This window comes from Lactonifactor longoviformis (assembly GCF_042848515.1).
Classification (GTDB): Bacteria; Bacillota; Clostridia; order Lachnospirales; family Lachnospiraceae; genus Lactonifactor; species Lactonifactor longoviformis.
In genome coordinates this window covers 121,889-148,508 of record NZ_AP031453.1, presented here as the reverse complement: position 1 = coordinate 148,508, position 26,620 = coordinate 121,889, and the positions used below count along the sequence as shown (strand labels likewise).

The 26,620-nt window shown below is 44.9% G+C and carries 24 protein-coding genes; 9 read left to right on the top strand and 15 right to left on the bottom strand.

Going from position 1 to position 26,620, the window contains the following annotated elements; genetic code table 11:
- Positions 1-16: 16 nt before the first annotated feature.
- The 9 genes from ACGHCT_RS00670 to ACGHCT_RS00630 form a co-directional block, all read right to left on the bottom strand.
- Entirely contained in the window at positions 17-1,018 is a 1,002-nt protein-coding gene (locus ACGHCT_RS00670; RefSeq protein ID WP_390437589.1) for an ABC transporter permease, read from the bottom strand.
- Complete coding sequence (locus ACGHCT_RS00665) at positions 1,011-2,072, bottom strand: ABC transporter permease (RefSeq protein ID WP_390437588.1); 1,062 nt, start codon at positions 2,070-2,072, stop codon at positions 1,011-1,013. Before ACGHCT_RS00665 ends, ACGHCT_RS00670 begins: the two co-directional genes overlap by 8 nt.
- Positions 2,072-3,640, bottom strand: a complete 1,569-nt coding sequence (locus tag ACGHCT_RS00660; RefSeq protein WP_390437587.1) for a sugar ABC transporter ATP-binding protein — start codon at positions 3,638-3,640, stop codon at positions 2,072-2,074. Before ACGHCT_RS00660 ends, ACGHCT_RS00665 begins: the two co-directional genes overlap by 1 nt.
- Before the next feature lie 459 nt (positions 3,641-4,099).
- Positions 4,100-4,924, bottom strand: a complete 825-nt coding sequence (locus ACGHCT_RS00655; RefSeq protein WP_390437586.1) for an SDR family NAD(P)-dependent oxidoreductase — start codon at positions 4,922-4,924, stop codon at positions 4,100-4,102.
- Between the two features lie 155 nt (positions 4,925-5,079).
- Complete coding sequence (locus tag ACGHCT_RS00650; RefSeq protein WP_390437585.1) at positions 5,080-6,078, bottom strand: substrate-binding domain-containing protein; 999 nt, start codon at positions 6,076-6,078, stop codon at positions 5,080-5,082.
- An 81-nt stretch (positions 6,079-6,159) separates the two neighbouring features.
- Entirely contained in the window at positions 6,160-7,140 is a 981-nt protein-coding gene (locus tag ACGHCT_RS00645) for an ABC transporter permease (protein WP_390437584.1), read from the bottom strand.
- Between the two features lie 24 nt (positions 7,141-7,164).
- Positions 7,165-8,673 carry a sugar ABC transporter ATP-binding protein gene (locus ACGHCT_RS00640; RefSeq protein ID WP_390437583.1) on the bottom strand — a complete coding sequence of 503 codons (1,509 nt, stop codon included), beginning with the start codon at positions 8,671-8,673 and terminating at the stop codon, positions 7,165-7,167.
- Positions 8,674-8,949: 276 nt separating this feature from the next.
- On the bottom strand, positions 8,950-10,788 hold the full coding sequence (locus tag ACGHCT_RS00635) for a histidine kinase dimerization/phosphoacceptor domain -containing protein (RefSeq protein ID WP_390437582.1): 1,839 nt from the start codon (positions 10,786-10,788) through the stop codon (positions 8,950-8,952).
- 13 nt (positions 10,789-10,801) lie between these two features.
- Positions 10,802-11,386, bottom strand: coding sequence for an ANTAR domain-containing response regulator (locus ACGHCT_RS00630; protein ID WP_390437581.1), 585 nt, complete (start codon positions 11,384-11,386; stop codon positions 10,802-10,804).
- Between the two features lie 379 nt (positions 11,387-11,765).
- Between ACGHCT_RS00630 and ACGHCT_RS00625 the strand changes: the two genes are divergently transcribed.
- Complete coding sequence (locus ACGHCT_RS00625) at positions 11,766-12,704, top strand: helix-turn-helix domain-containing protein (RefSeq protein WP_390437580.1); 939 nt, start codon at positions 11,766-11,768, stop codon at positions 12,702-12,704.
- Positions 12,705-12,750: 46 nt separating this feature from the next.
- Here the strand turns inward: ACGHCT_RS00625 and ACGHCT_RS00620 are convergent, their stop codons facing one another.
- Positions 12,751-13,407 carry an HAD family hydrolase gene (locus ACGHCT_RS00620; RefSeq protein ID WP_390437579.1) on the bottom strand — a complete coding sequence of 219 codons (657 nt, stop codon included), beginning with the start codon at positions 13,405-13,407 and terminating at the stop codon, positions 12,751-12,753.
- A gap of 586 nt (positions 13,408-13,993) precedes the next feature.
- Between ACGHCT_RS00620 and ACGHCT_RS00615 the strand changes: the two genes are divergently transcribed.
- The 7 genes from ACGHCT_RS00615 to ACGHCT_RS00585 all read left to right on the top strand — a co-directional run bounded on the left by ACGHCT_RS00615 (position 13,994) and on the right by ACGHCT_RS00585 (position 19,898).
- Positions 13,994-14,740, top strand: coding sequence for a GntR family transcriptional regulator (locus ACGHCT_RS00615; protein ID WP_072852333.1), 747 nt, complete (start codon positions 13,994-13,996; stop codon positions 14,738-14,740).
- 159 nt (positions 14,741-14,899) lie between these two features.
- On the top strand, positions 14,900-15,550 hold the full coding sequence (locus ACGHCT_RS00610; RefSeq protein WP_072852331.1) for a cobalamin-dependent protein: 651 nt from the start codon (positions 14,900-14,902) through the stop codon (positions 15,548-15,550).
- Positions 15,551-15,572: 22 nt separating this feature from the next.
- Positions 15,573-16,709: a uroporphyrinogen decarboxylase family protein gene (locus ACGHCT_RS00605; RefSeq protein ID WP_390437578.1), complete on the top strand. Its 1,137-nt coding sequence runs from the start codon at positions 15,573-15,575 to the stop codon at positions 16,707-16,709.
- A gap of 49 nt (positions 16,710-16,758) precedes the next feature.
- Positions 16,759-17,694 carry a hypothetical protein gene (locus tag ACGHCT_RS00600; protein ID WP_072852327.1) on the top strand — a complete coding sequence of 312 codons (936 nt, stop codon included), beginning with the start codon at positions 16,759-16,761 and terminating at the stop codon, positions 17,692-17,694.
- A gap of 39 nt (positions 17,695-17,733) precedes the next feature.
- Complete coding sequence (locus tag ACGHCT_RS00595; protein ID WP_158641003.1) at positions 17,734-18,471, top strand: sulfite exporter TauE/SafE family protein; 738 nt, start codon at positions 17,734-17,736, stop codon at positions 18,469-18,471.
- Positions 18,472-18,486: 15 nt separating this feature from the next.
- Positions 18,487-19,218 (top strand): sulfite exporter TauE/SafE family protein, encoded by a 732-nt coding sequence (locus tag ACGHCT_RS00590; protein WP_390437577.1) that lies wholly within the window; start codon positions 18,487-18,489, stop codon positions 19,216-19,218.
- A gap of 38 nt (positions 19,219-19,256) precedes the next feature.
- Positions 19,257-19,898 carry a hypothetical protein gene (locus ACGHCT_RS00585; protein WP_390437576.1) on the top strand — a complete coding sequence of 214 codons (642 nt, stop codon included), beginning with the start codon at positions 19,257-19,259 and terminating at the stop codon, positions 19,896-19,898.
- A 21-nt stretch (positions 19,899-19,919) separates the two neighbouring features.
- Here the strand turns inward: ACGHCT_RS00585 and ACGHCT_RS00580 are convergent, their stop codons facing one another.
- From ACGHCT_RS00580 to ACGHCT_RS00560, 5 genes are read right to left on the bottom strand one after another with little or no spacing between them, the layout of a single operon-like run.
- The gene (locus tag ACGHCT_RS00580) at positions 19,920-21,101 is read right to left on the bottom strand and encodes a thiolase family protein (protein WP_390437575.1); all 1,182 of its coding nucleotides are present in this window, start codon (positions 21,099-21,101) and stop codon (positions 19,920-19,922) included.
- Positions 21,102-21,137: 36 nt separating this feature from the next.
- On the bottom strand, positions 21,138-21,986 hold the full coding sequence (locus ACGHCT_RS00575) for a 3-hydroxyacyl-CoA dehydrogenase family protein (protein ID WP_390437573.1): 849 nt from the start codon (positions 21,984-21,986) through the stop codon (positions 21,138-21,140).
- Between the two features lie 38 nt (positions 21,987-22,024).
- On the bottom strand, positions 22,025-22,762 hold the full coding sequence (gene fabG, locus ACGHCT_RS00570; RefSeq protein WP_390437571.1) for a 3-oxoacyl-ACP reductase FabG: 738 nt from the start codon (positions 22,760-22,762) through the stop codon (positions 22,025-22,027).
- 19 nt (positions 22,763-22,781) lie between these two features.
- Entirely contained in the window at positions 22,782-24,347 is a 1,566-nt protein-coding gene (locus ACGHCT_RS00565) for an acyl CoA:acetate/3-ketoacid CoA transferase (RefSeq protein WP_390437570.1), read from the bottom strand.
- Between the two features lie 3 nt (positions 24,348-24,350).
- On the bottom strand, positions 24,351-25,970 hold the full coding sequence (locus ACGHCT_RS00560) for a class I adenylate-forming enzyme family protein (protein WP_390437569.1): 1,620 nt from the start codon (positions 25,968-25,970) through the stop codon (positions 24,351-24,353).
- A 402-nt stretch (positions 25,971-26,372) separates the two neighbouring features.
- Between ACGHCT_RS00560 and ACGHCT_RS00555 the strand changes: the two genes are divergently transcribed.
- A complete protein-coding gene (locus tag ACGHCT_RS00555) occupies positions 26,373-26,582 on the top strand; it encodes a hypothetical protein (protein WP_072852309.1) in 210 nt (69 codons plus the stop codon).
- Positions 26,583-26,620 lie beyond the last annotated feature (38 nt).

The following is a 26,620-nucleotide window of genomic DNA, read 5'->3' as shown; positions in this document are numbered from 1 at the left end:
ATTGATAGAATAATCATCATTCTTTGCTATTCTGCTGCATCACTCTATTCAAAATCATACTCGCCAGAACCAGTGCACCTGTAATAAATAATGCCCAGTCATTTTTGAAGCCCAGCATGGCTATTCCATTCTTCATTAATGCCAGAATAAACGTTGCGACAATCGTACCTTCCAGGCTGCCATGCCCTCCGGACATACTTGTGCCCCCAAGAACAGCTGCCGCGATTGCATACATCTCCATATTTTCACCGGCATTACCACGAGATGCACTCATTCGGGATGTATAAATAACCGCTGCTATACCCACTAATATTCCGCTAATCATATAGACCATTATTTTATCTCTGTTTACCCGGATCCCGGAAAACTTCGCTGCAACAGAATTATATCCAAGGGCAGAAACATGGGTTCCATAAGGCATCATTTTAAAAATCACAAACATGGTAACAGCAAGGAGTATATAGATAACAAATTGCACCGGAAGCACTCCCCCTATATAGCTGTTGCCAAAAAATCCGAACCAGGCCGGAAAATCCGAATATGACTCCGCATTCGTAAGCCCGTATGCAAGACCGCGGTAGAGGGAAAACGTACCCAGCGTCACCACAAATGCATGAACTTTACCATACACAATCACAACACCGTTGAAAAGCCCTCCAAGTGCTCCAACCAGCATACCCAGAAGCAAAGATACAGCCAGCGGACATCCCGCCTTATGGGTAAAACCAATTGTAATGGATACCAATGCAAGTAAAGATCCAACGGAAAGGTCAATACCATCTGACATCAGAACAAAAGTCATACCCAACGCAATAATTGCAATTTCTGTATAGGTACGAAATGCATCTAACAAATTACTGGCGGTAAGGAATTTGGGATTAGACGAGAAGACAATCACCTCTATAACAATAATTGCAATCAGAATAATCATCCTTGCTTTATCCGTCTTTGCAAACTCTTTTATATCAAATCTTTTCTTATTATTTACTTGTTTTGCTGGTTCTACAGTATTAAACATAGATATTGTCCACCACCTTTCTACGTACAATATCGAATACAACGGACAGTAAAACAATGGCCCCAATGAAGAAGTCCTGCCAGGAACCAGAAATCGCCATAACCGAAGTGGCATTCAGAATAATTCCAATAAGAATAGCTCCAGCAAATGGAGAAATTCCCGCGCCGCGGCCTCCAGACATGGAAGTTCCGCCAATTGCGCACGCCGCGATAATATTCATTTCTCCGCCATTAGCCGCCATCGGCTGAATAGTGCCGGACTGACATATATACAAAACGCCGCCCAAACCACAGCAAAGCCCGCATACGGTGTATGCTAAAATCTTTGTGCGGTGCACAGGGATACCGGCGACAACAGCAGCACGATTATTCCCCCCTAACGCAAATACATTTCTTCCCCAGTTCGTATTCTTGGAGACCATCAAAATCACAAATAATACAATTAGCAATATATAAACAGATACGCTAATTCCAAATATCTTGCCGACACTCAGCCACCTCTGTTCTGCCGGTACTTTAATGGTGCCCATTGCCAGCATTTTTGTAACTTTTTTCACATTCTCTGGCAGATCAGCGTTTGTCTTGAATGCTCCTCCGCCGCAATATATTAAAAGTAGTGCACGAACCATAAATTTAGTAGCTAAAGTAGCAATGAAGGAAATCAATTGCAGCTTTGCAACGAGTAATCCGTTCACGGTACCGAATAGTGCGCCTGCAATAAGAGCTGCTGCCACTCCAAAAAACACTTGATCCGTTATAATTGTAACGACCGAGAATGCATAGGCGGAAAGTAACATGATAATAGCAACAGAAACATCAATCTCACCAAGCAATATAACAAAATTCAGTCCAAGGGCGATCACGCCTATGTATGCCACCTGGATCACAATTGCCTGAAAGTTTGCAAACGTAGCAAATCCAGGTGCAATCACCGAAAAAAGCAACAACAGTACAACAATAAGGATTATACAAGGGGTAGGCGGATATAAAAACAGATTCGCAATTTTCCTACCTGCTCCCCCATTTATTCCAGAACTTATATTTTTTTTGGGCATTACATTACACCTCCCTCGTCAACCGCACTTCCCTGATCCATTAGTCCGGAAGAGGCTGCACCAATCTTTTCCTGGGTAATCTCCTCACGAGCGAATTCCCCCGCCTTTCTGCCTTCGTACATAACAACTACCCGATCCGACAATGAGATAACCTCTGTTAATTCTGATGAAATCATAAGTATTGCTTTTCCCTGCTGTGCAAGTTCATCAATTAATTTATAAATCTCTGACTTAGCCCCTATGTCAATGCCTCGCGTAGGTTCATCAATTAAAAGAATATCCGGTTCACGGGCAAGTATCTTAGAAATTACAACCTTCTGCTGATTACCTCCAGACAGTTCAATCACAGGTTTGTCCAAGGTAGCTCCCCTTATGGAGAATGTAGAAATATAATTGGAAGCCAGCTCTTTTTCTCGTTTTCGATCAATTAGACCTTTCTTTGAAATCTTTTTCAAAGATGCAAGGGTAATATTACGCCGTATACTAATAGGAAGTATCAACCCCTGGGAGCGCCTTTCTTCCGGAAGATATGCAATTCCCAGATCCATTGCCTTGCCAGGATCGTCAATACTGACTTCTTTTCCTCTGAGTTTGATCTTACCGCTGTCCTTTTTTAGAATACCAAAGATCGTCTGCGCAATTTCGCTTCTTCCTGCGCCTACCAGCCCGGCAAGTCCAACGACTTCCCCAGCGCGAAGCTCAAAGCTCACATCCCGGAATTTGTTTCCGCTGCTCAAATTCTCAATTTCCAGCAAAACCTCTCCAGGTTCAGATTTCTCTCTGGTAAAAAGCTGACTGCTAGAACGTCCAATCATTAATTTAACCAGCTGATCATAATCCAAATCTGATGCTTTTTCACAGGCAATCCACTGCCCGTCTCTCAATACCGTAATACGGTCACAAATCTGAAAGATTTCATCCATACGGTGTGAAATGTATATAATACCAACATTTTGAGTTTTCAAATCCCGAATCACCCGGAAAAGCTGCTCAATCTCCGGATCTGTCAAAGAAGCTGTGGACTCATCAAAAATCATTATCCGTGCATCACGAAGCAAAGCTCTGGCTATCTCTATCAACTGGCAGTTGGCCATTGACATAACTTTTACAAGTTTCGTAACATCAATTTCAACACCCAGCCGCTTAAAGACTGCTCTCGCCTCCTCATGCATCCTCCCCCAGTCAAAAACTCCCAATTTCGTTCTTGGTTTCTTCCGTCCCACAAACAGATTTTCCGTTACCGACAGCTCCGGAAACAAGTCTATTTCCTGCGGAACCAGGCCGATCCCAGCTGCTTCCGAATCATGTATGGAATGAAACTCTACTTCCTTGCCAAACAACTCCACAGTACCCTCAGTTTTTGTATAAAGTCCACATAATATTTTCATCAGTGTACTTTTTCCAGCTCCGTTCTCCCCCATCAAAGCATGCACTTCACCCGCATACACATCTAATTTAATGTCTTCAATTACTTTGACACGGCCAAAAACCTTGGAGATCCCCCTCATACTACAGACAAGTTCCTTTTCTTCATTTTTATGCCCGCTCTTATCCTGTTTTTCTGGCATGTTTTCACCTCCTGCATTCCATATTTTTACCTACCAGATCGGCACAATCAGATCCCATATCATCTTTCCTTCCTCATATAGCAACAATACTTTCGTCACTAATTTCTCCCTATCCGCAAAACTTTTTATATATTTTTTAGTTATTTCCCTCCCATCACCAGATAATACCTTGTTATAATGCGCATTTTCCATTGGTATATCGCATTTGTTTTATGCTTATGTCACAATAGTAAGGAAAAAGAGAAGATTTTTCAATAAGGATATGCTCCCGTTTTATAACAATATTATTGAAATTGGATCAAACATAAAATATACATGTAAAAATTATCCGCGCTAATAAGCTCTGGCTGGGCCTATATTATACCATCCACCCTTCGTTTAAACATAAAAATACACCAGGAAATTAGTGGAAAAAAATTAGCAGCCATCCCTACTTGGAATGACTGCACAGTCTACTGTCTATGTCTCAGGAAAATACTCCTCCATAAACTTATTGTAATTTTTTTTGGTCCATTCCGGATCCAGGAATTTGGCCTCTGCCCAACCTTCCGGCAGTCCGGAAAGGATTAATCCGCCGTCAATACGGATTTGAGTTCCATCAATCATAAATGCTTTATCTGAAATCAAATAGGCTACTAAATCCGCTGTATCTTCGGGAGTTCCAATACGCCCCATAGGCACCCCGCCGTCCATCAGAGTTTCGTGCGCTGCGCCGGCATGTGTCCAGGTCGCCCCCGGAGCTACACAGTTTGCACGAATTCCATACGGCGAAAGATCAATGGCAATAGATTCACATGCTCTTTTAAGCGCTGCTTTCGTCATTCCATACATAAAATCATCAGCATAAGCGCGTTCTCCTCTGGACGAGGTAATGAAGATCATGTTTCCCTTAATCTTATCTTTAATCATATAGCGTGCTGCCGCTCCGCAAAGCATCATAGAGGCACGGAGATTCATATGAAAGAAATCATCGTAATCCCTCTGTACGGCAGTCAGCACACTATGTCTTCCATCCAAACCCGCATTAATAATCATGGCATCAATTCTACCCATTTCGGCATGTGCCCAGTCCACCACCTTCTGCGCCTCCGCAGCTTCTCTTAAATCCGCCTGGCTAAATGCTGCCCTGCTCCCTCTTGCCTCCAATTCAGCCTTAACTTCCTCTGCTGCTTTTAGATTTGAAGCATAAGTGAAAGCGATATCATAGCCTTCCTCCGCTAATTTATATGCAATACCTTTGCCAATACCATTCGATCCACCTGTAATCAACGCAACCTTCTTCATATTTGCCTGCCTTTCCAATCCATTCACCCTGTTTTCTTACCCTATTAGCTGGAAGCTATCCCAAAATGCTAAAGGATAGCTTCCGAAATAACTGATTTGAAATTTTAAAAATATAATCAATTGAAAATTTTTATTATGACTGCCTGTTACACTATTTATTTATAATCCCCTACATTTTCAGTGGTAACTACGGTAGCGCCTGTATTCACAGAAGTCTCGGAAATCGCTTCTCCCTTTTCCAGAGATACGACTGTATCAATTGCGTACGCACCCATCAAGTCCGGATTCTGAGCCATAAATGCTAGCAGAGAACCGTTCTCAATATAGGTAATGTTTTTATCCGATGTATCCCATCCCATCCCCAAAACTTCAATGCCATTATTCTTTGCATCCCCAATCGCGGCCCCCAGACCATTGGTAGCGTTATTGTCGGTGCCGTAAAGTCCAACTGCTCCATTGTTGATTAAGGTGTTTGCGAATTCCTGTGCCTTTGCTACATCCCCTTCGCAGAACATACGCTCGCTAATCTCATAACCAGTACCTTCAAATACAGATGCAAATCCTTCATAGCGGCTGGTACAGGTGTTGGATCCAGCCTGCCCATCAATAATACCAATCAAGCCACCCTTAATCCCCTTTTCCTGCAGAGTCTTCATCATATACTCACCAGCATCCACACCACACTGATAATTATCTGTCGCAAAGGTAACCTCTGCTTCCAGTTCCGCCGGAGAGTCTACATAAATTATTTTAATTCCTGCATCAATTGCTTCCTGAAGAGCCATGTTTTGTGCAGTGGTATCAATACATGCAATCGCAATATAATCTACGCCGTTGGCAATAGCTGACTCAATCTGCTGAATTTGAAGTGTATTGTCCGCAGTTTCCGGCGCAAGCCATTCCACCTCAATATTATTTCCTTCTGCATTGTAGGTTTCCGCCTGGGCTTTTGCGCCTTCCGCAATGTAAGACCAATAAACATTTACCTGATCCATGGTAATAACAGCGACTTTTGCTGAAACTCCTTCTGATCCTGCGTTTTCTCCTGCGGCCTGCTCCCCATCCACAGATGCACTTTCAGAAGGCCCCCCACATGCTGCTAGCGAAACTGCCATTGCTGCGCTTACTAAAATAGCTAATAATTTCTTTTTCATTTTAACCTCCATCTTTGTTCTTGTTGTTTTTTATTCTCTTCTTTCAAATCAGTTTTTCATCCGTTTCAAAAATTTAAATATTTAGTATTTCTTTCTGCGGATAATATCCATTAAAACGCAGACAACAACAATGATGCCGATAATAATATTTCTCATTCCTACTGGAATATTAGCAAGTGTCAAACCATTTTGCAGTATCGCCCATACAGACGCACCTGCAATCACGCCTGCTAAATGTCCGCTGCCGCCAAGGGTAGATATGCCGCCAATAACAGCCGCTGCAACGCCATACATCTCATAACTTAAGCCCGCCTGCATAGCTCCCATACCAGCCGCCGACATAACCGCCAGGCCTGCGATGCAGGATACAAACGCTGAAATTACATATGCTTTTGTAATTGTTGCAAATACATTGACCCCAGAGAAAAATGCAGCGTCTTTATTAGATCCGATTGCGTAAATATGGCGTCCTGTTTTGGTATGGTTCATAGTGTAGTTAAAGACTAACCAAATGGCAGCGGATACAATCACACATTTATAAAGGACCCCCACTTTTCCATAGTAAAACAGATCCCGGATGGCTGTCACAAGAGGAGTAGTTCCAATATCGCCGGTATTGTAGTTGCCATTTACAATTTCTGCAATACCCCGGCAGATGGTCATTGTCCCCAGAGTGCCAATAAAAGAGGGAAGCTGAAACTTTCCTATAAGCACTCCATTCACCAGTCCCACCAGCAGACAGACAGCTATCGTAAGCAGTATTGCCACAATAGGATTTACTCCCCTGCAAATCATAGTTGCGGACATCATGGCTGACATACCCAGCACTGAACCAATGGATAAATCAATGTTGCCTGTAATACAGACAATACCCTGGCCAATGCCAACTAGAAGATATGGACAGATTGCTCTGCTTAGGGACATCAGGTTGTTTTTGGATGCAAAATTCTTATTTATAAATGTAAATACTATAATCAGAACCGCTGCTCCGGCAAAAGCCGTAAGAACGGAAGCCGTTCCTGGGGCTGAAATCCATCTTTGAAATCTACTTTCTCTCTTCATATTTGGTTTCTCCTTTTCCATCAATTACGCCTCATTACTTCCGAATTTGGTGGCGCATGTCATAATCTCTTCTTCACCTGTCAGATACGGATTAAGTTCGCCCGTAATTCTCCCATTGCACATAACCAGCAAACGATCTGAAATTCCCATAATCTCTGGCAGTTCCGAAGATACTACAATGACACCAATACCATTTTTCTTTAATTGATTAATAATCTGATAAATCTCCGTTTTTGCAGCAACATCTATACCCCTGGTGGGCTCATCAAAGATAATCACTCTGGAATCTCTTGCAAGCCACTTTGCCACCACCACCTTCTGCTGGTTCCCTCCGGAAAGGCTATCAGCCGCAGTGTCTGCATTTGCCATTTTGACAGCGAGAGAGCTGGTTCCTTTTTCAACAATTTTTTTTTCTTCTCCCTGGTCTACCATCCCCCCTGCCCTGCAAATCTTATCCAGGTTTGGCAATGCGATATTTTCACGTATAGAGAGGTTTGTACAAAGACCTTCTTTCTTTCTATCCTCGGGCACCAGCACAATGCCCTGGCAAATTGCATCATTAGGTGACTTAATAGACAATATCCTGCCATCCATAATGATCTCCCCTGATTCCACAGAATCCACACCAAAGATTGCCCTCATGGTTTCTGTTCTCCCGGCCCCCATCAACCCAGCAAAACCAAGAACTTCACCTTCATACACATCGAAGTCCACATTCCGTACCAGTTTTCCCGCATTCAGGTTTTTCACCTCCAGGATCTTCTTTCCCCGGGGAACCTTTGATCTTGGAAACTGTTCTGTAATTTCACGTCCGACCATATTTGCGATAATCTGATCCATTGTAAAATCTTTAAAATTTCCATCTGCAATATACATACCATCCCGCATAATCGTTACACGGTCAACAATATGATGGAGCTCCTCCAGACGATGGCTTATGTAGATAATTGCTGTTCCCGCCCCCCGAAGCTCACGAACAATCCGGAACATTTCCGTAATCTCCGCATTAGACAATGCAGATGATGGTTCGTCCATAATCAGAATTTTCGCGTTAATCAAAAGTGCTTTTGCAATCTCAACCATCTGCTGCCGTCCTATGGAAAGTGTTCCCACAATGGTATCCGGATCCAGCTCCGTTACCCCCAGCTTTTCCAGCTGCACCTTTGCCTGATGATACATTTCTTTTTTGTCCATCTTGCCTTTCTTTACAAGCTCTCTTCCAAGAAACATGTTATCAGCAACAGAAAGATGCTGGCACAACTTTAGCTCCTGATGAATGATGGCCACTCCCAGTTCCTGTGCCTGCTTTGCATTCATGGTTTTTCCAACTTTTTTTCCAAAAATCTCCACTTCTCCCGTATCCCTCGTATAAATACCGGACAATATCTTCATCATGGTAGATTTTCCTGCTCCGTTTTCTCCCAACAGAGCCATGACCTCTCCAGGCTTTACGTGAAGCTGCACATCCTTTAATGCTTTCACTCCTGAAAACGTTTTCGTCACATGCTCCATGGAGACAGCATATTCACTCATACTGAAACCTCCCAAACACAAATTTTTTAGTAGATAGCTATTTGCTAAATCCTTTTTACAACAAAAAAAGCCCATATTCTATGCACCTTACATGTACATAAAATATGAACTCCCATAGTTCAATTCTCATTATTAACAAGACGTTCAGCAACCATTGCTTTACGGTAAATATATCATACACAATATACAACATATAGTCAAGCTTTTTTATGATAAATTCATTATTTGTTTATTTTTTACTGATTTACATTGCTATTTTTGTGCAATTTTACCTATTTATGTTGGTATTTCTCTCTTTTCTATTGGGAGCATGGCCTTTTCCGGAATGACAATCTTTATATTCGCGCCTCCATCATTATACCTTTCAATGGTTCCTTCAAACTCAAGTACGATCACAGATTCCACGATCATCTGCCCAATACCTGTACCTTCTGTTTTTGACATCTCCCCCGGAAATCCAATTCCATTATCCTTACACAAAATCTGTATCCCGTGCTCTTCCCGCAGACGCCGGATAGCAATAGTGATCTCAAATCTTTCTCCCCTGTGTACCGCATTATGTTTCACGCTGTTGCATACCAGCTCATTAATCACCAGTGCCACGGAAACAGCCTTTGAATAGGGAACTAGCACCCTTTCTGCCTCGATTTCTATATGAGCCAGCGTATTATAAAAATCACATACTGTTTTACTGATTTTCCCAATCTCACAGGAGGAAATGCCGTTCTTGACTGCCAATAAATCATGAATACTGGCTATACACTTGATTCTGTTGATTGTTCCGTCAAATACAGCATCCAATCTCTGGCTCATATCCGCCTTCTGCATGGCATTTGGGAAAACTATCTTCTCCATTTCCAGCAGGCTCACAATAATCTGCAGATTATTTTTAATCCGATGATGGCTTTCGCGCAGTAATATAGAATTTCCCATAAGAACCGCGTTTTCAAGATAAACGCCTACTTCCTGAGCAATCCACTGCAGCATTGCAGAATCCTTTTTGGTGTAAATATATCGGCAGTCATAATTCATCTGAAGCAGCAGAGAGAACCCGCTGTCAAACTCCATTCCCAGGCATATCATGGTCATAGGAATGCTGGCATCCTCCGTAAATAAAGCGGAAAACTCCCTGACCTCATCTGTTAAATATGATATCGTATTCTGACCGGCCATTTGCAGCACAATATCCTGCCGGAGCGTTGGAGCACAAGGTACCATCTCAGCGCTGCTATCGACCTTTTCAATGATTCTCTGCTCTTCCTGACTAATCAAATAAATCACACCTGAGGAGGCAGACATCTCATACTTCGCATATTGAGAAAAGGTTAACAGCATATTTTTTATGTCTTTTTCCACCTTAGCGCTCTGACTATGATGGTTCAATTTATGCAGGGACAACAAAAACTGTTCTTCCTTTTTTTCGATACTTTTTTCTACAGAGTCCCCAAAAGAATCCAAAAAGATACTGCTTGGATTAGCCGCCACATCCACCGCTTTGTATGTTTTTTCCACTGCGCAGTTTCGAATCACTGAAAGGTCTGCACGTATTCTGACTGCAGTTTCAATACGATTTGTCAAGTATAAAATTGTTGTCCCTCTCTCATTCATCTTATTCAGCACACTAACAAAGGCCAAGTGCGTTTCTGCAGAAATATAATTGCTGATATCTCTGACAAGCAGCAAACTCGGATTTCTTTCATAGAACCTAAGCATCTCAACAAACAGGCTGTCATTGACCGATAACTGAGAAGTCCTTTTCCTAATATCCAGCTCGAGCCCTGTCTCTCTCATTAATTCTAGCAGAGACTCCTGTGTCTTTTTCCTCCGAATTTCGAAAAAGCTTTTATCCGGGAAAATATTTTCTGCTATACTCTGCTGTCTGTACACCTGTATTGTCCGATCAATAAAACAGCAATCCGCTCTGTCCAACCTATTTCCATCCAGAAGAATCTCACCCTCACATATCCGCCTTTTTCCTGTAATTACATCCTGCAATTCATCCAGGAAAACGGTATCCTGGGAAAGCAGGACCTGCGTCGTCCCCCTTTCCTGCTGAAAAAAGAAATTCATAAGTACCGTGCAGTCTACTCCTGTCACGTGATTTATAACAAACATAATGCATCCTTTATCATATACTATTTTTCTCCCTGGCTCTGATAAGCTCCCTTGAGACCACAACCAGTTTTTTCCGCTGATCCTTGGCCATCTTCTGGATATATTTCATGGCCTCTTCCTCTTTTAGACCAAGTGTATCCATGATGATACCCTTGGCGCGTTCTATCTGTTTTCTTTCTTCCAATAGTATCTCCGATTTGATTGCCCGGTTTTCTGTCTCCAAAAGATTTTTATGTCTGCTCCAGGCAAGCTCTATCGTAGCCCCCAATTGTTCAAAACTGACTGGTTTCATCAGATATCCGTATACACAGGGAATATTGGCCTGCTTTAACAAATCATCTGCATAATGTCCTGTCAGAATAGCAGTTGGTATCATATTTTCCAGACAAGCTTCTTTGACCACCGTCAACCCGTCTTTCTTCGGAATATTTATATCAGCGAGCACAAAATCCGGTTGTTCTTTCCTGATAATCCGGACGGCATCCTCTCCATTCAATGCAATTCCGGCTACAGTATGTCCCATTTTTTCAAGCTGCATCTTCAGACCACACAATATAATTGCGTCGTCTTCCACAACTACAATTTGTAATGCTTCCATAATTCCACCAGTCTTTCTTTATATAAGCAGAACTGCTGTCGTATTTTCTTCTATCTGTTTTTTGCTTATCTGTTAAGTATATTTTATATCCTAAAGTACCCTTATCCTATAACAATATTTGCAGTTCTAATCACTATATTGCTTATAAATGAAACATCCTCTGTCCTCTGCGAATTGAACCTTTTTGGCAATATATCTGTCCTAAGGAGCACATTAGGTTTATATTAAATTAAGTACCTTATGTCAGATTATTTTTAGATATTTTTGTCTATTTATCACTTATTTGTGAGATATTTAACGATTAGACTTGTTTTCTCTCACAAATTTGTTATATAATTAGAGTTATAATAACAAGGCAAAGATAGGGAGGTTCTTTATTATGAACAGAGAGATTATCATTGATAAAAACATGCGAGAACTGAACCCTCAAGGAGACTTCAGTTTTCCCTTTAACCTTCTCAATATAGTACTTTCCATGTATCCCTTTTGTAGTTTTCCTGCACACTGGCATCCTGAGATTGAGGTTACTTATGTCGTAGACGGCGAGATGACCTATATTGCGAATCAAAAGTCCTTTCATCTGAGAAAGGGAGATATCTTATTCGTAAACGCCAACGTACTTCATGCCGGCGAGCAATATCAGAACAGTGATTGTACGTATTTTTGTTTTTGTCTCGATCCTCTTATTATCCATGGCTTTGAGCACAGCCGCACAGAAGAAGTTTATATAAACCCTCTCGTCCAGGATGTAAATTTCTCTTATGCTCTGTTTAATGGAGAAAAGGAGGAATATGGCCCTCTCAGGCCTCTTATTGAAAAGCTTATAAAAGTTACGCAAGCCCAGGAATTGGGGTATGAGCTTCTAATACAGGGAATTCTCTGCGAATTCTGGTACTATGTGTTTCGTTATTATCAGGAATATTTAACTCGTATCTCCAGACAAAATCAAATTTCACAAAATGTTAGAAACAAGCAGCTGCGGCGTCTAAAAAATTCTCTGGCCTTTATCTATGATAATTATACCGATCCCATCACATTAGACCAGATAGCAGCTGCAAGTCATACCAGCAAAAGCGAATTCTGCCGGCTTTTTAAGAAAACACTACACCAGACTCCTTTTGATTTTCTACTGCAATACCGAATAGAAAAGAGCCTTCCTCTGCTGCGGCAGGAGGACTTTCCAATTACCGAAATCGCCATTCAAGCAGGCTTTTCTGGTCCTTCCTACTATGCAGAGGTCTTCCGAAAATATATGAGGTGCTCTCCCAGCCAATATAGAAAAAATTATCTGCAGTCTGTTTCTAATCAGACACCATAAAGCTGTACAGCGGTTGCTATATTCACCGAAACTTATCAAGACTGTACTAGGGTGTGTCTTTTTCCAGATAACCTTTTACCTCTGCCAAAGAGTCCAGAACTGCCGCAGTTAACCTCAGATATTTCACAGCAGGTTTTTTTACATCGGGGATACAGATTACTGGAATGCCAGCCGCAAATGCTGCCTGTATTCCCGCTTCACTGTCCTCAAGAACAAGGCAATTTTCCGCCGGCTCTTTTATCTTCTCACAAGCCTTCAGGAACACATCCGGTTCAGGCTTTCCCCGCTTTACCTCTGCGCCAAAAACCATGGCATCAAAAATATCTGTTAAATGATGATAGCCCAGAATCTTTATCGCCCTGTCCTCAGTACTAGATGAAGCCAGTACTGTCTTATACTTATTTTCTTTTAGATAAAAAAGCAATTCTCCTGCTCCCTTTTTCAGAGGAATTCCCTCCTCCAGATATCTGTGCTCTAATTCTCCCATCCTATTCAAACCCTCCCGCACTGTTAAGGGGATTCTGAAGGCATTCACCAGATCTGTCATATTTTCCACTGCTGTTTTTCCACTGTAATATTCTGCATATTCAGAAAGAGATAAAGAGCATCCATATTGAGAAAGCATATGCTGATATAGCCGGCAGGTTATACGCTCACTGTCTATGAGCAAACCATCCAGATCAAAGATAATAGTATTTTTCATTTTTCCTCCATTACGCCCATACAAGCATGACCGCTATTTGATATTTAATAATAAAACTATTCTTTCATCATAACAGTACAGAAACACGGAAAGTTTTTCAATAAATATATACTTCTTTTTTATAAGAATATTATTTATATTGATTTAAAACCATTTTGAGGGCGCCCATGCCTACATAAGCTTTAGCAAGTCATCTTACTCCCAAAGTCTTTATACACAGTTTATATTTTTTTCAACTCTTCATCACAGATTCATCACATTTTACCTGTATTATAATAATTGTTAAGAGGCCAACAACCTAACGCAAAACTTTTTCTTTTTCTAAAGCCAGCATCCCCCGCAGGATGCTGGCTCTCCTTCATTTCAGACCCTTTTCGTTCAAAATTTCTCCTCCACAGATTGTCAGTAAAAACATATATGTGTGTTTTACAAGTTATAATGCACAAAAAAGATGAGATAACTTATGGAGTTATCACGAAATTTTCGTTAAATATTATACTAATCGCCAATTGTATTGACGTCTATACGTTTATATGTTATATTGAAACCACTTCATAAGAAACCGTAGCAAAAAGGAGGTAAAATTTTGGTCACCACTTTGGACATTACATTGGACAGACAGAGTATGGTGCCTTTATATTATCAGCTGAAAGAGCAGATCTACCATTTAATACAGACAGGAGTCCTGAAGTCAGGAGATCTCCTTCCGTCAGAGTCAGAACTGTGCGATACCTTTGGACTAAGCCGTGGAACTGTACGGCAGGCAATCAATATGCTGGCGGAAAAAGGGTATGTTACAAAGGAACGGGGAAAGGGCACCTGTGTGAGAAGGCCCAGTCTGAACCATGACCTTCTGGGGGATTACAGCTTCGGCATGGGAATCCGGAAGCAGGGACTTACTCTTAAGACACAGACCTTATTAAAAGAAGTCATTCCGGGCAAGAGAAGCATCACTGACAGACTGGAGATAGATAAAAAATCAGAAGTAATTCATCTCATCCGCATCCGCTGGGCTGATGAAGAGCCCTGGATCTACGAGGAAAACTATCTGGAGGCCGCTGCGTTTCCAGGTCTGGAGCAGCGCAACTTCGATACTGAGCTGCTGACTGAGATACTCGTACAGGATTATAATATTAATCTGACCCGGGTTTCCGCATTTGTAGAGCCCACCATTATTAACGAGAAGTATGCAAAACTTTTAGATCTTGACGAAGGTCTGCCTGCACTGGTCATGGACCGTGTCATTTATCAGCATGATAATAAACCGGCAATATACAGCCATGCACTGATCCGCGGCGACAGATGCCGATATTATTTTAGTGTAACAAGATGAATAGGAAAGCCATGCGCATTAGAATACATCTGGTATTCTTGCGCTTTTTATAAAGGTATAAACGTATATACGTTTAAATGTATATAAACACTCTGTGTTTATTTATAGCGCTATATTTTAAATAGTAACCCGTAAAAAGTGAACCAAAGGAGGTATTTTATGTGCGATTTTGATTTTCAGCCTATCATTGACGTGATTGTGGACGGAGAAGGGGACGATGCGGCGGAGCTTGTCCAGGAAGCGCTGGATGCGGGAATTCCGGCAGCGGATATTATTGACAAGGCTCTGGTTGTGGGTATGCAGATGGTCTCAGACAAGTATGACCAGAAAGAGTATTTTGTTCCGGATCTGGCCGCTTCTGCGGACGCCATGACAGAAGCACTGGATATTCTGAAGCCCCTGTTGGAACAAAAGGATGGAGAAGACAAAGGAACCGTAGTAATTGGAGTGGTAAAGGAATGCAGCCAGGAAATCGGAAAGAATATAGTTGCGGCTATGCTGAGCGGGGCGGGCTACAAAGTCTATGACTTAGGTACTAATGTAGCCCCGGACACCTTCATCAGTAAAGTAAAAGAGGTCAATGCCGATATCCTCGCCATGTCTAACCCCATGCTGCAGACTACTAAGTATATGAAGGAAACGGCGGAAAAGCTGGAAGCCGAGGGACTGAGGGGTAAAGTAAAAATCACCATCGGCGGGGCTTCCACCAATCCCGAGACTGCAGCGCAGGTACTGGCGGATGCATGGTCTAAAAACGGAAATGAGTGTATTCGGGTGTGTAACCGTTTAATGGATGATTTACAGGCATAGTCCGGGGAAGGAGTGCTAATTTATGAAATCAAATGAAAGAATTGACAGGCTGGCCGCACAGCTGCATGAACAGGTAATGAATTCCGGGGAACGGATGACTCCCCTGGAAAGATTCAACTGCGTAAACGTCCACCACGCAAAACCGGACCGCCTTATGGCCTGGGCATTTTACAGAGAATACCCCAGGTATTTGGTGGATTATAAGGTACGTGACCTGGAGACCGATTATCTGAAAGAATGTGAATCCATGCTGGCAGGGTTAGTTGAATTCGGGTTTGACACTATATGGACGAACGTGGACCTCTACTCTGTAACACCGGAAATAATGGGTGTAGACATTGATATGATTGAGGACGCAGTCTCCGTTCCAAAGGCTGCCGTGCTGAAAAAGCCTGAGGATCTGAAGCTCCTGAAAGCAATTAACCCGGAAACAGACGGAAGGCTTCCGGTAGTTCTGGATACCGTAGCGCTGCTGAGAGAGAAGATTGGAGACATTTACCCTGTTATCGGCCATTTAAGCGGACCCATCTCCCTTGCCTGCTGCCTGAGAGGTGCCAGCAAGTTTGTAGTTGATATGAAAAGGAGGCCGGATTTTGTCCGGGAATTGCTGGACTACTGTGCTGACGTGACAATAACTATAGGAAAAGCCCTTCTGGATCGGGGTGCCGTGGGCATCTCAATGGCAGACGCCACCGGATCTCCGTCCCTGTGCAGCCCCAAACAATACAACGAATTATTTATGCCTGCCTATATGAAGATTCAGAAAGCGCTGGCATGCATGACCCCGCCCGGGGTAAGATGGCATTCCCAGTCCGGCATTGATGAGGTTGCTGATATCGAGAAATTTGTTATAGAGTCCTGCGAGGCCGGCAATACCGTATTTCATGTGGCAACGCCCTGGGCATTAAACTGTGATATTAAGAGAATCCTGGATATTCTGAAGTCTTACGGGGCGTGCCTGTGGTTTGGAATAGCGCCTGCGGCCTTTGCCAATCTGACAGAGGATGAGATGGAGACCCTGGTAAAAGAATATATCGATACATATGCCAGGGGATATGAAGGTTTTTTCCTGATGGGACCCAATATGCTTAACGATACCTCAAAGCCGGAGCTGGTGAAAGCCTGGATGCACGCTATGAAAAAATACGGAAAATGTTAAGCGGAACGGGTCAGCCTGAATGCCCGGCACCAAGCGGAGGTTAACTTTTATGGAGCAAAAAAAATTATACGACTGTTTTGAAAAGGATTTTACAATTGGCAACGTAAGGATCGGGGGCGATTACGGGGAAATCCCCACGGTACTCATCGGCAGTATATTTTATATGAATCACCGGATTGTAAAGGATCCGCAGACCGGAAGCTTTGACGAAGAAAAGGCAGGTGCCCTGATAAAAACCTGCAATGCATTATCCGAGCAGCTGGGGGTAAAGTACATGCTTGACGTTATCGGCAATACCCCGGAAGCCCTGATCCGGTATATAACATTTTTAAAAGGTATTACTGATGCCCCGATATTATTAAATGCAACTCTGCCTGAGGTACGGATTGCAGCACTTCAGGAGCTTAACCGCAGGGGGATGCTGGACGGAATCGTCTATAACTCCATCAATGGCTTCAGCACCTCAGAGGAGCTGGAGGTTCTGTCCCGGCTTCCCATTCAGGCGTCTGTCATTCAGGCTTACAATCCCGGCAGCAAAAAGGCTGACGGACCATATAAGGTACTCACTGGCAAGGGAGGAAAGGAGGGCTTCCTGGACAAAGCAGCCCGGGCTGGAATGACGAAAATCATGGTAGATATTCCCGCGCTGGATCTCTCTAATATGGGGACCATCCCCTATGCCGCCAGAGTGATCAAAGAGGAACTGGGAATTCCGGTCGGTACGGCGCCGTCAAACGCCACCTATGCCAGCCCCTGGCTAAGAAACAAGGAAACCATCAGCACTGAACAGTTCAGAGCCGTGGATGCATCAGTTAACTCCTATCTGGCAGCAAACGGATGTAATTTTCTATTTATCGGTCCCCTGGACGGATGCCGCTGGGTTATGCCCTCTGTTGCGGCAGTAAACGCATTCCACGTCTACGGGAAGCGCTCCGGGGGAATCTGTCCCCTGACAAAAGAACACCCTATGTACAAAGTGCTGTAGCAAATCTACTATAATCAGACCTTGGGAGGTGAAATGATTATGTTTACTTATATTATGGTATTTGTTATTGCTTTTGCCGGAGCGTTTGTCCAGGGTATCACAGGCTTTGGATCCGCTATGGTGTGGATGTCCTTTCTTCCTCTGGTTATTGCCCTTCCGGAAGCATCGGCACTGACCCCGGCTATGCTCACAATTATTGGTATCCAGATGACCATTAAGCTCCATAAAAATATCAACTGGAAAATGAGTGTTGTACCCCTCGTGGTATCCTTTATCAGCACAGCTATCGGTGCATGGATTATGACATTTACAACAGCCACCACGATGCAGCTGGTATTGGGCGTATTCCTTGTGATTGTAGGCATTTATTTCTTTGCCACCATGAAAAAAACCATTAAGATAAAACCCACCTATGCAAACGGCGGAATCGCGGGATTTGTAGCCGGTGTTTTTACAGGTCTTCTGAACATTGGGGGACCGCCTCTGGCCATCTACTATAATGCGGCGGCAGATTCCCCCCTTCAGTATAAAGCCTGTATCGAATTTAACTTCTTTATGATGTACGGGTGGGCCACTATCCTCAAATTTATGTCAGGTTCCTACACCACTGAGACCGTAAAATACCTGATACCCGGAGCCGTTGCCGTTATCATCAGCGGCATCGCAGGCCTTCACCTGTTTAAGAAGTTCAACAAAAAACTCGTGTCTGTTCTTGTGTACACCATGCTGATTATCATGGGAGCTTACCAATTCTGCAAAGGCATGAAACTATTTTAAGGAAGAGGGGATCCCATGGTTTACTTCATATTAGCTTTAGCAGCCACTGTCATCGGCACAGTAGTAGGTGTGGGGGGAGGTATGATCCTGCGGCCCCTGCTGAATCTCTTTGATGTCTCAAAGGGTCTGGCCTCCTTCACCTCATCCTTCACAGTCCTTGCTATGGCAGCTACAAATCTGATTACCTATAAGGCACAGGGCAATAAGGTAAAACTAAATAATATTGTCTATATGGGCTTCGGAGGGATTGCCGGCAGCTTTGTAGGCGCTTCCATGATGGCATATGTCCCTGCAGATACTGTGAACAAAGCGTATTTGGCTGCAATTCTGGTCATGCTGGTATCTGTAATTGTTCGGGAGAGAGTAAAGATGAAGGCCGTGGAGAATCCTCTCCTCAAGGTACTTCTCGGCATGAGCTGCGGTATGCTTTCCAGCTTTTTCGGCATAGGGGGCGGTCCGTTCTTGATGACTGTGCTTTTGGTCTTCCTGGATTTGGAGCCAAAGGAGGCGGCGATACAGAGTATCTTAATCACCCTTCTCACCACCTCCGGTTCTATGGTACGCTATACCATGAGCGGATATGCAGATCTCTCCCTGGTGCTCTACTGCGTGCCTGCAGGGATCTGCGGCGGTCTGATCGGCCGGAAGGTCACTGACCTGATCAGCCAGAGGACGGTCCGGCGGATGTTTTATATGGTACTGGCTGTGATCATGCTGGTACAGATCTATACCGTAGTATTTAAGTAGAAATGAATACAGCAGGACAGAAGCCGGGGGGAATGATAGTGGAACTTGTAAAAACAATAACTGCATTTGATTTTACATTAGAGAAAGAGCGTGTCTTCCGGACAGCAGAATGTTATCCCGGGATGCCGTCTTACAAAAAAGCAGAAATAATATATCCCGAAATCGTGCAGGGCCTGCGAAACGCCGTGTCCCCCTGTGCATGGATCTGCTTTGGCAAAACCCACTGGTACTGTCTGCTTACCCTGGGCAGCGGAGCAGAACCCTATGTTGTCTCCTGCGCTAAGGACACCCTTCTGAAAGGGCTGCTGGCGGATAAGGCTGCCGAGGAGCTGCTCTTCTCTATGGACAGCACCGTTGCTGCTGCAGTAAAAGCTGAGTGCAGAAGAAGGGAGGTGGGAATCAAAAGGCGTTTAGAAGCTCCGGAACAGCTGCCCTGGAAAGCACAGCAGATCATCCTAAAAAAGATAGAAAAAAACCAGCATACAGGAGTCACTGTAAGCGACAGCTATGTCTTTCATCCCCCCAGGAGTATGGGCTATATCCTGGAGCTAACCCACAAACAGGACTGCTTCGCCGCAGTTCATGACTGCAGTACCTGTAAAAACAAAGAATGCCTTCGAAGAGACGGCAGGCAGCCGTTGTCCGGACCTCAGGTTCAGGCAGCAGAAAAACCGGACTGATATCCGGTTTTTCTTGCTGTTCTATTCACACTTTGTAACATACATAGAGATTCCCTGACCTCCGCCGATGCACATGCTGATCATGGCGTCCTTCTTATCCGTACGCGCCAGCTCGTACATTACTTTCACTGTAAGAATTGCGCCCGTTGCTCCAATGGGATGGCCGATGGAGATTCCTCCCCCGTATATATTTACTTTATTCATATCCAGGCCAAGATCTCTGGATACCGCAACTGCCTGGCTGGCAAAGGCCTCATTGATCTCAAACATGTCAATGGCCTGTAAATCTAATCCCAGCTTTCCGGCCAGTTTTTCGCTGGACAGCTTAGGCGCATAGCCCATAAGGGCCCCGTCATTGCCGGCCACTGCATATCCCCTGATGGCAAGCACTGGTTTTATTCCTAATTCCTCTGCCTTCTCACGGCTCATAAGAACTACTGCAGCGGCCCCGTCATTCAGGCTGGATGCATTCCCCGCGGTAACCGTTCCGTCCTTTACAAAACAGGGTCTGAGCTTTTGGAGCTTTTCTATGGTCTGCCCGTCTCTGGGGCCCTCGTCGGTGTCAAATACAGTGACATTCCCTTTCCGGTCCTTTAACTCCACAGGAAGAATCTCGTCCCTGAATTTCCCGTCTTTGATTGCCTGTACTGCTCTTCTGTGACTTTCCAGGGCAAAGGCATCCTGTTCTTCTCTGGACACATGGTACTCTCTTGCCACATTTTCCGCCGTTACACCATTGTGATAAGGGCCTAACGGCCATGTGAGAATATCAATCACTCCATCCTCAAAGACCTTGTGACCCATTCTGGCTCCCCACCTTGCGTCCTTCACATAATAAGGCAGCTGAGATATGTTCTCCGCCCCTCCGGCCACTACTATGTCGGCATATCCGGTCTGAATCTCCATCACAGCGTCGGCAATGGCCTGAAGACCGGATCCGCACTGTCGGTTTACAGAGTATGCTGTAGTCTCATTGGGAAGACCTGCCTTCAGGCTGATGGCCCTGGCTACAAATCCATTCTCTGCAATCTGTCCGACCTGTCCGATGATAACCTCATCCACCTTTTCCGGTGCAATTCCCGCACGTTTTACTGCCTCTTTCACCACCATAGCGCCCATATTGATAGCGGAAATATCTTTCAGACTTCCTCCAAAAGCTCCCACCGGGAGCCTTACACCGCTTACTGCTACTACTTCTTTCATCCTGCTTCCTCCTCATCTTATCTGAACATCTGCTCTTTACTCGTATTTATAGAATCCGCGGCCGCTCTTGCGGCCCAGATGACCGGCCTTCACCATAGTCTCCAGCAGAGGACACGGTCTGTATTTGCTGTCATGGAATCCTTCGTACAGCCCTGTCATGGTAGCCAGCATCACATCCACCCCCACAAAATCCGTAAGCTCCAGGGGACCCATGGGATGGTTCGCCCCCAGCTTCATGGCATTGTCCACATCCTCCGGACTGCAGCCTTCCATTACCATAAATGCCGCCTCATTCTGCATAGGAACCAGGATTCTGTTTACGATAAAACCCGGGAACTCAGGGGCATCTACAATGGTCTTTTTTATGCGCTCTGCGAATTCACGCACCGTGCGGTAGGTATCATCGGAGGTGGCAAGCCCCCGGATAAGCTCTGCCAGCTTCATTACGGGTGCCGGATAGAAGAAATGGACTCCCATTACCTTGTGCGGCCTTTTTGTGGCTGCGGCGATCTCTGAAATGCTTAAGCCTGAAGTGTTGGAAACGAGGATGGTTTCCTCATCTGCATATTGATCCAGATTTGCAAAGGTTTCCTTTTTTATATCTATTTTTTCCGGAACTGCCTCCACAATCAGATACGCGCCTTTTACATCTTCGTACGTGCTGCTGTAGGAGATTCTTCCCAGGATCTCACATTTTTCCCCTTCCGTCATCTTCCCCTTCTGCACTTTCTTGTCAAACAAGGCGTTCAGGTTAGCCTCTGCCTTCTCCAGAGCACCCGGGAAGACATCTACATTTACTACCTCATATCCTGCCTGCGCACAGGTCTGGGCGATACCGCTGCCCATAAGTCCGGCGCCGATTACAGCTACTTTATTCAGCTCCATTTCCTCTCATCCTTTCTTTTGGGATCCCTGTCCCTTTTTTACAGCACCATGCCGCCTCCAACATTAATTACCTCTCCGGTAATATAGTCTGCTTCCTCTGAAGCCAGAAATGCCACCATATTCGCAACATCTGAGGGCTTGCCTGCGCGGCCCATAGGGATCTTTCCCACCATAATGTCCCATACTTTTTCCGGAACGCCTCTAGTCATATCTGTCTCTATAAAGCCCGGACAGATGGCATTGCAGGTCACCCCTTTTTTTGCCAGTTCTCTTGCCGCTGTCTTTGTCAGTCCGACCACGCCCGCCTTGGAAGCCGCATAGTTGGCCTGTCCCACATTCCCCAGCCAGCTGGCGGAAGAAATATTTATAATGGCGCCGCTCTCCTGTTCCCGCATCAGTTTTGCAGCTGCCTGTGTCATATAAAAAGTGCCAGTAAGGTTAACGGCAATTACCTGATCCCACTGTTCCACGGACATCTTATGCAGCATGGAATCCCGGTTGATCCCGGCATTATTCACCAGAATATCTACCTTTCCGTATGCATCCAGTGTCTTTTCAAATAATGCGTTTACCTCATCGAGGACCGCTACATTGCAGATTTGGTAAGAGGCCTTTCCCCCGGATGCCTCAATCTCCTGAACCACGCTTTGGGCATTTTCCTCCACCATGTCACAGATCATTACGCCGGCTCCCTCTTGTGCCAGTTTAAGGGCAATTCCCTTACCCAGTCCTCTGCCTGCGCCTGTTACAATAGCTGTTTTTCCTTCTAATCTCATCTTGTTTCTCCTCTCTTTTTTACAGTTTCATATTCATAGGCCCCTGGTTAAACAGCCGCACGTCCATGAGTGCCAGCTCGCTGCTTACTATAGGAGCAAAATCCATCAAATCCAGTACCTGGGTTTTTAAGTCAATGCCGGGGGCTATCTCCGTCAGCATTACCCCTTCCGGCACAAGCTTAAATACCGCACGCTCAGTTACCACATATACTTCCTGACTCTTTTCTCTGGCCAGCTTCCCGTTAAAGGAATACTGGGCTGCCCGGCCTACCATTTTCCGGATCCTTCCTTCCTTTACTATGGTCAGCCTTTCATTTTCAAAGGAAAATTCGCACCCGCCTGCTGTAAAGGTACCGCAGAACACCACTTTCTTGGCATTCTGGGTGATATCTATAAAACCGCCGCACCCGGTACACCTGGGTCCCATTTTCGTGGCGTTCACATTTCCCTCTCCATCCAGCTCTCCGAATCCCATAAAGGTAATATCAACACCGGCCCCATTGTAGTAATCCATCTGCTCATGGTGGCCTATCATGGCATACAGGTTCCGGCCGATGCCGAAGTCTATGCCTCCGGCCTGTACCCCGCCGTAGATACCGGACTCTACAGTAATCATAATATCGTTATTGATTCCTTCTTCATTGCTGATATTCCCTATTACATCATTGGGTATCCCCGTTCCCAGATTCACCACGCATCCGGCATATACCTCCTGTACAGCCCTTCTGCCGATAAATTTTCTCACATTTAAGGGCAGAGGCTCTATGGCATTCTGCGGAACCCTGGCCTGGCCGCTGTAGGATGGGTCATACACCCAGGATGAAGTCTGCCGGTGGTCCTGCTCTGGATTTTCACACACCACGATGCCGTCGATAAAAACGCCCGGCACCGTTACATCCTTAGGGTTCAGCGTTCCTGTCTGCACCACCCGCTTTACCTGGGCGATTACCTTTCCCCCATACCTCTTGGCCGCAAGGACTGCGGGAAGGACTTCCAGCTTCATGGCCTCCTCCGTGGTTGTCAGATTCCCCATCTCATCGCATTCCGTGCCTCTTATGAGGCATACATCGATCGGAATCTCCCTGTAAAACATATATTCCTCTCCGTGTAAATCCATAATTTCCACGATGTCATCCAGCTTTTTGGTCCGGTCATTCATCTTGCCCCCTTCATACCGGGGATCTACAAACGTACCGAGCCCTACCTTTGACATTTTTCCCGGCAGACCGCAGGCCATGCTTCTGTATAGCTGGGCAATCTGTCCCTGGGGCAGGCAGTATGCCTCCACCTGGCTGTTGGCGATCATCTCCATCCACCGGGGCTGCAGGCCCCAGTGGGAACCAATAATTCTCTTCACAAGACCCTCATGGGCAAGATGCTGTATGCCGTCCTTCCGGTCGCTCTGTCCGCAGGAGTGAAGCAGCGTCAGATCGGCGGGGTGCCCGGTTTCCAGAAAGGAGGTCTCAATCCCTTTTAAAATTGATTCACACGCGCTCACCAGCGTCATCCCCACCGGACACAGGGTCATACCGTCTTTCAGATATCCGGCCGCTTCTTCTGCGGTAATAAACTTAGCTTTTAACATTCTTTACTCCTCCATTAACATTTTCCTGATGGCAATCTTATCTGTTTTCCCGTTGGGTGTCTGGGGAACTTTGTCTACGATTTTAATTTTCACCGGTACTTTATATCTGGCTATTCTCTCCCCCAGGTACTGCTGAATGGATTCCTGATTCAGGCCGCTCCCCGGTTCCAGGCAGACCACGGCAGCAGCCACCTCCCCGTAGAGCTCATCCGGAATCCCTGTCACAGCGGCATCCCGTATTCCATCCATCATTTCCAGCTCATTCTCCACATCAAAACACCAGATTTTTTCCCCGCCCCGGTTTATCATGTTTTTGATCCGGTCAACCACGAACAAATAGCCGTCCCGGTTAAAGTATCCCAGATCGCCGGTGCGGAGCCAGCCGTCCCGGAGCGTATCAGAGGTCTGCTTATAGTAGCCGTGCGGCACCAGAGTACCGGATATGCAGATTTCCCCCACCTGGCCATCCTCCAGCTCTTTGCCATTCTCATCTGTAATCTTAAACCGGGTACCGGGCACAGGCAGTCCCGAGGATCCGATATACGGGCTGGAAGCGGCATCGTCGGGAAAGACCGTTCCCGGGGATGTGGTCTCCGTAAGGCCATACACCGTATGAAAACTGGACTTTGGCAGCCATTGGTGCAGTCTGCGCAGCTTATCCTTGGGCATATTGCTGCTTCCGCAGGCAAAAGAACGAAGACTTTCTATGGGGGGCGTTCCTTCCCCTGCCTGTATGATTAGATTAAAGGCCGTGGGGGAGGCATGGATAAACGTAAAGCCATGCCTTCTGGCCTCCTCCACAATGCGCGCTCCGTCAAAAAACTTGTGGAGATAAAGATGTCCTCCGGTATAGACAAACAGTCCCAGAAGGGCCACCAATCCGGTAATATGATAGATGGGGGTTGCAATCACCGACACATCCTTCTCCGTAATCCCCAGGGTTCTTCTGTACACCTCAACTGCGTGCATGATATTATAGTTTTTTAGCAGCACTCCTTTGGATCGGGAAGTGGTCCCTGAAGTAAACATAATAATCGCAGGCTTCTCCCAGCCGCCGCCCGGGTATGCATCACGGCCGCCGGTTTCCTCATCAAAGCCGGCCGCCCTGTATTCCTCGCGGTATCCCCAGCCCTTTTCTGCATCAGTCACTGTCACCAGCCGTTCTCTGGAATAGGTTTCAAAAAACCAGTCCGCATACGCCTCGTCGCAGATTATGTATTCCGCCTCCGCACGGGAGGCCAGGGGCAGCACTTCGGATTTTCTGAACTTTCCGGGCAGAGGGACGGCAACAGCTCCCAGCTTTTGCAGGGCCAGAAATGCCGTACAGAATTCCGCGCTGTTATACAGAATAAGCCCCACATGGGTGCCCTCACCGATTTGCTTTTCCTTTCTCAGAAACTCCGCCAGCAGATCCGTCTGTTCCAAAAGCTGCGCATAGCTGCTGGTTTTTCCGTAATTATCGGTAATGGCCGGTCTTTGAGGAAATTTGTCCGCCGTTTGCCTCAGGGCCTGATACAGATTATCCATAAGACCCGGAAACGTTTCGATTGTCTCTTCCCCCAGAGTTTTTTGTTCCATCCCTCCGGGGCATCTATCCTTCCATAGTTCATTGCCATCCTTCATACTATTTTATCCTCCGCACAGATTGCATTTACGCAACCGATTTCTCTTTTATGTATCATAACAAATGATTTTTTTATCGTCAATGTATAACATTCACATATTAGCACACACCATTTTGTGCATTTTTGATATTCTTCTATTAAAACGCACTTCTTGGGTTCTCCCCTGCTATTTCCTTTTGTTTTTGTCGATTTTTTACAAATTATTCACCCATTTTTTATATTTATATACCAATTTGTTTATTTTTGCCACAAAACCCATTGTATTTTAATGATTCGTGTGCTATTATTTGGTTACCGAAAAAGAGAAATCGATTTCGTATTTATTTTCGATTTTCTCGTTATCGATTCCCTGTATTAAAATATATTCAGGAAAATTTCTAAAGAAAGGAGTGGAATGTTTATGAAAAAAGGAGTGAAAATTGCTTTTGTAATCTTTAATATCATTTATTTCTTTTTCGATTACATTGTTGTGACGGTTCTCCCCAACCCAGTTTTGTTCGGATGGCTGCCACTGCAGCTGGGAATTCTTCTGTTTCTCCCAGTACCTGCGGCAATCGTCTGGGGAATATACTTTAATGCCTTTTTCAAGACACAGAAAGATTTAAAATAATCTATTGATACTAACTCTTTCATAAGAGATTCGGGAGG